The sequence below is a fragment of the Zoogloea sp. genome (assembly GCF_030157465.1).
Taxonomy (GTDB): Bacteria; Pseudomonadota; Gammaproteobacteria; order Burkholderiales; family Rhodocyclaceae; genus Zoogloea.
Map to the genome: position 1 here is coordinate 1 of NZ_JAOAUU010000053.1, position 4701 is coordinate 4701.

Here is a 4701-nt window from a genome sequence, read left to right on the forward strand (position 1 = left end):
CCCGGGCGCCCGCGGCCAGCAGCAGCGCCACCGCCACCAGCGCCACGCCGAGGCCGCCGGTCATCCACGGATGATTGCGTGCCTGCAGACGCCAGGCATCCCGCCAGGCCAGCGCGGCCACCGTGCCGTCGCCGGCCGGCACAAGGCCTGCATCGGCCGTCGTGTAGGTGTGGTTCATGGAGGCCTCCCTGCCTGCAGGCATTTCAGCTCACACCGATGAGCATGCGCACCGCTTCGGCAACCAAAAGGGCCGCGCCCAGGCCGGCCACCGCGAGGCCGACCGCAAAACGGGCCGGGTGCTCGTGGGCGCTGAAGTGGGCGGCATGGCTGGCTGCATGGATCGTTTTCATGGTGCTGTCCTCCGACTGGGTGTTTACACCCTGAATTGTCGGCGCCGGACTTCATAGCGTCCAATTACCAATCTCTCTGATTTCGATAACCCTTGATTATGATGAGCCCTGATCGAAACGCACCCCCTGGGCCAGGGGCAGATCGCGGGAGTAATTGATCGTGCTGGTCGAGCGCCGCATGTAGGCCCGCCATGCGTCGGAGCCGGCTTCGCGGCCGCCGCCGGTCTCCTTCTCGCCGCCAAAGGCCCCGCCGATCTCGGCGCCGGAGGGGCCGATATTCACATTGACGATGCCGCAGTCACTGCCCGCGGCCGACATGAAGCGTTCGGCCTCGCGCAGGTCGGTGGTGAAGATCGACGACGCCAGGCCCTGGGGCACCGCGTTGTGCGCGGCGATGGCTTCATCGAGCCGGCGGTAGCGCATCACGTAAAGAATGGGGCTGAAGGTTTCGCGGCACACCAGCGCGCTCTGGGCCGGCATCTCGACCAGCGCCGGGCGCACGTAGCAGCCGTCGAGGCAGTCGGCCACGGCCACCGTCTCGCCGCCATGCACCACGCCGCCTTCGGCCTGCGCCTGGGCCAGCGCCCGCCGGTGGGCATCCACCGCCGCCGCGTCGATCAGCGGCCCGACCAGCACGCCGGCCTGTAGCGGGTTGCCCACCGTCAGGCTGGCGAAGGCCGCCTGCACGCGCGCCAGCAGTTGCGGTGCAATAGATTCGTGCACGAACAGCCGCCGCAGCGTCGTGCAGCGCTGGCCGGCGGTGCCGGCGGCGGCAAACACAATCGCCCGCAGCGCCAGTTCCAGCTCGGCACTGGGGGTCACGATCATCCCGTTGTTGCCGCCCAGCTCCAGCAGGCAGCGGCCGAAGCGGGCCGCCACCCGCGGCGCAAGGCTGCGCCCCATCGCCGTCGAGCCGGTGGCTGACACCAGCGCCACATCCGGATGGTCGGCCAGCGCCCCGCCCATGCCGGCTGCGCCCACCAGCAACTGGCTCAGCCCCGGCGGAGCCTCATCCACCCCGGCCATCGCCTCCAGCAACAGGCCCTGGCAGGCCAGCGCCGTAAGCGGCGTGCGCGACGACGGCTTCCAGATCACCGAATCGCCGCACACCAGCGCCAGCGCCGCGTTCCAGGCCCACACCGCGGCGGGAAAATTGAAGGCCGTAATCACCGCGCACACGCCCAGCGGCTGCCAGCTCTCCATCATCCGGTGGCCGGGCCGCTCGCTCGTCATCGTCAGGCCGTAGAGCTGGCGCGACAGGCCGACCGCAAAGTCGCACATGTCGACCATCTCCTGGACCTCCCCCTGCCCTTCGGACAGGATCTTGCCGCTCTCGATGCTCACCAGCCGCCCCAGCCCCGTCTTGTGCTGCCTCAGCAGCAGCCCGAAGCGCCGCAGCACCTCGCCCCGGCGCGGCGCCGGCACCTCGCGCCAGCGCAAAAAGGCCGCCCGCGCCCGCCCCACCGCCGCAGCCACATCACCGGCGGGCGCACACGCGCCGATGACGCTGCCGTCGATCGGCGAATGCACCACCAGCCCGCCCGCCACCGGAACAGGCAAGCCGAGGCCGGCAAAAATCCCGGCCAGCTCCAAAGACAGCGATGGACGGGACATGGCGAACTCCTTTCCGGATGCATTCAGGCACGGCGTCAAAGTTTGACTGAGCGGCCCCCGGAACGATCCCGGCCCCGCACATTCGACGACACGCCGCGATCAGACCCGGGGCGGGGCGTCCTCTGTGGCTAACTCCCAATGCCGCTGCAGCGCCTCGAAAAGCTCTCTTTCCTCGAAGCGGACGTGAGCCGCGAGCAACACGCCCAGGCGTTCCAGCGCCACCGGGTCGTGGTGCATCGCGCTGAGAATCTCCATCTGGCGGTGCTCATCCAGCAGCCGCTCGGCTAGCGCCTGTTCGCCGAAACGGAGCAGTTCGGGGAGCAGATCACGCTCTTCCTCAGCAAAGTGGCCGAGCAGCACCGGACGTTCGGCAAGCACCGCCCCGGCGACTGCGGCGGGCACTTCCGCTGCCGGATCGATGGCGAGGCGCCGGGCCAGCTTGAGCGCCGTATGGTGTTCGCGGGACAAGGCAAGGAGACGGGGAATCCGTTTCATGGTGACGCTCAATCCACGTAAAAATCGATGACGACATGCGCCTGCCCCGGACATCGGACGCGGGGCGGTACGGCGCATGCATGCGGGTGCTCCTGAAGGATTCGGGGTGTTTCAATCGACTTTAAAATGCACCCTTTAAAGAGTCAATGAAAATGACTCTTTTTGAAAATCCCTTATACTGAAAGGGTTTGAACACCCCTCAGCCCCGGAAGCCGGCCATGCACATCACACAGCACACGGACTACGCCCTGCGCGTCCTGATCTTTCTGGCATCCAACGAGCATCGCCTCCCGACGATCCAGGAAATCTCCGAGCGCTTCGAGATATCCCGCAGCCACCTCATGAAGGTGGTAAACCAGTTGATCCGCAACGGCTTCGTCGAAGGAATCCGCGGCAAGGGCGGCGGCTTGCGGCTTGCCCGGCCCGCCAGTGAAATCCTGATCGGCGACGTGGTGCGCAAAATGGAAACAGACCTCGTGCTGGTGGAATGTTTCAGCGACGAGAGCCGCTGCCTGCTCACCGCAAACTGCAATCTCAAAGGCGTGTTCGCCCATGCGCTGGAAGCCTTTCTTGCGTCGCTGGACAAGGTTCCCCTCACCCAGGTGCTCAGCCCCTCGCAGCGCCAGTTGCTGCATGTATTGACGCGGGTGGCCTGACCGCCCGCCATTCACCCGATCGCCGGGCGCATTCGTGCCCGGTACAGCAGCGCTTTGTGATTGCCGGCCGTCCGTCTGGCGGCTCGCAACAACTCAAACCCGTCGCATCCCCGTTCTGCCGGGCGGCGTTCAAACCCCGCCCTTGCAACATGGCTTTCTTAAAGATTCATTTAAGTTGACTCTTTAAAAGATGCATTTTAAAGTCCACTTCACACATTCCCTGCTCCACACAGAACGGAGATGAAGATGACCCCCAACGAGAGAGCCGCCCCGGAACACCTTACGGTTGAACAGGCCTGTGCCGTGATGCGGCAGGCCTACCAGCTCGGCTGGATCAGCACCCGCGATGGCAACGTGTCCGTGGCCATGACAGATCGCCGTGGCTTTCTGGTGTCGGGCAGCGGCCTGATCAAGCACGCGCTGGTGCCGACCCAGTTTGCTCTGGTCCCGGCCGGCGGGGCGCCGCGCGTCGAGCAGACGCCCCGTCCTTCGGGCGAGCTGGAATTGCACCGTCGCCTGCAGGCTTTGTTCAACAGCCAGCACCTCACCGTCCTGCACCTCCACCCCACCCATATCGTGGCCGCCCTGTACGCCGGACACCGGCTGGCCGAGCTGTCGGCCGGCTTCCCGGAAGTCACCCGCTACACCCGGGTCGGCCCCGACGTACCCGCGCTGCCCGCCACCAGCGAGGAGCTGGCCGAGGCCTGCGAAGCGGCCTTCCGCCCGGCCCTTGGCGCGCCGCCCCACATCGTCGGGCTCGACCGCCACGGCGTCGTCGCGGTCGGCAAGACACCCTGGGAGGCCTTCGAGCACGTGGAGCGCCTGGAACACATCTGCCGCATCGCCCTGGCCGCCGGCCAGCCGCTTGCCCACGCACAGGGAGCCCGCCATGCGCATGCCCGCTAACCCGCGCCAGGTGCTCACCACGGGCCAGGTCATGATGGCCCTGGCCATCCTGGGGATGATCGTCTCGACACTGATTGCCTATCCCCTGGCAGAGCGCTTCAGCCTCGGCACCCAGATCGCCGGACACCTGGCCCTGCCCGTCTCGGCGGCCTTCCTCAAGCTCGGCTACGTCGTCCGGCTGGCCGCCCACCACGCCCTGGGCAACCTGCAGGCCGGCTGACACCTCTTGCAACCGGGGCGGGCCGGACACTCAGCCCGCCCGGTCGAATTCAAAGGGGTTGAGCCTTTACTGGGCGGCTTTCCGGTATTTGGCGTCACATTGGCCGGGGACTCGCCCCCGGCGGGCGACCTTCTTTCTTGTTGTACGACAAGAAAGAAGGCAAAGAAACGTACCCCGCTGCCGCGCCCCCTTCGGGGGTTCCCTCCTTCCGGCAATGCCGTGCGGGGTCTTCGCAAACTCGCCCTGCGGGCTCAAACATGCGAAGCCCTTTTTCCGCCCGTCATCACCTCCAGTCGGCACGTCAGAGGGGACAGGAAATGCAGGTGATCAACGGTCGGTCGCCATATCGGCTTCCGGAGAGGCTCGGTGCTCCTCTGAAAGCCCGTCTGAACCGCCGAGCAGCGGAGCAACGGGCGGGGAAGTCCGGCGCAGCTGTCTGAGCCCGCAGGGCGAGTTCTGC

The 4701-nt window shown here is 66.8% G+C and carries 6 protein-coding genes; 3 read left to right on the top strand and 3 right to left on the bottom strand.

Annotation, left to right across the window (positions count from 1 at the left end; translation table 11 throughout):
* Positions 1-203 precede the first annotated feature (203 nt).
* From Q1W26_RS05650 to Q1W26_RS05660, 3 genes are all read right to left on the bottom strand, one after another.
* Entirely contained in the window at positions 204-350 is a 147-nt protein-coding gene (locus Q1W26_RS05650) for a hypothetical protein (protein ID WP_300437000.1), read from the bottom strand.
* A gap of 96 nt (positions 351-446) precedes the next feature.
* Positions 447-1964, bottom strand: a complete 1518-nt coding sequence (locus tag Q1W26_RS05655; RefSeq protein ID WP_300437003.1) for an aldehyde dehydrogenase family protein — start codon at positions 1962-1964, stop codon at positions 447-449.
* A 99-nt stretch (positions 1965-2063) separates the two neighbouring features.
* On the bottom strand, positions 2064-2459 hold the full coding sequence (locus Q1W26_RS05660; RefSeq protein WP_300437006.1) for a hemerythrin domain-containing protein: 396 nt from the start codon (positions 2457-2459) through the stop codon (positions 2064-2066).
* A gap of 218 nt (positions 2460-2677) precedes the next feature.
* Here Q1W26_RS05660 and Q1W26_RS05665 point away from each other — a divergent pair, with 218 nt between their 5' ends.
* The 3 genes from Q1W26_RS05665 (at position 2678) to Q1W26_RS05675 (ending at position 4241) form a co-directional block, all read left to right on the top strand.
* Positions 2678-3115: an Rrf2 family transcriptional regulator gene (locus tag Q1W26_RS05665; RefSeq protein WP_300437009.1), complete on the top strand. Its 438-nt coding sequence runs from the start codon at positions 2678-2680 to the stop codon at positions 3113-3115.
* A gap of 246 nt (positions 3116-3361) precedes the next feature.
* Positions 3362-4021, top strand: a complete 660-nt coding sequence (locus tag Q1W26_RS05670; protein ID WP_300437012.1) for a class II aldolase/adducin family protein — start codon at positions 3362-3364, stop codon at positions 4019-4021.
* Entirely contained in the window at positions 4005-4241 is a 237-nt protein-coding gene (locus tag Q1W26_RS05675) for a hypothetical protein (protein ID WP_300437015.1), read from the top strand. The genes Q1W26_RS05670 and Q1W26_RS05675 overlap by 17 nt, the downstream gene beginning before the upstream one ends.
* Positions 4242-4701 lie beyond the last annotated feature (460 nt).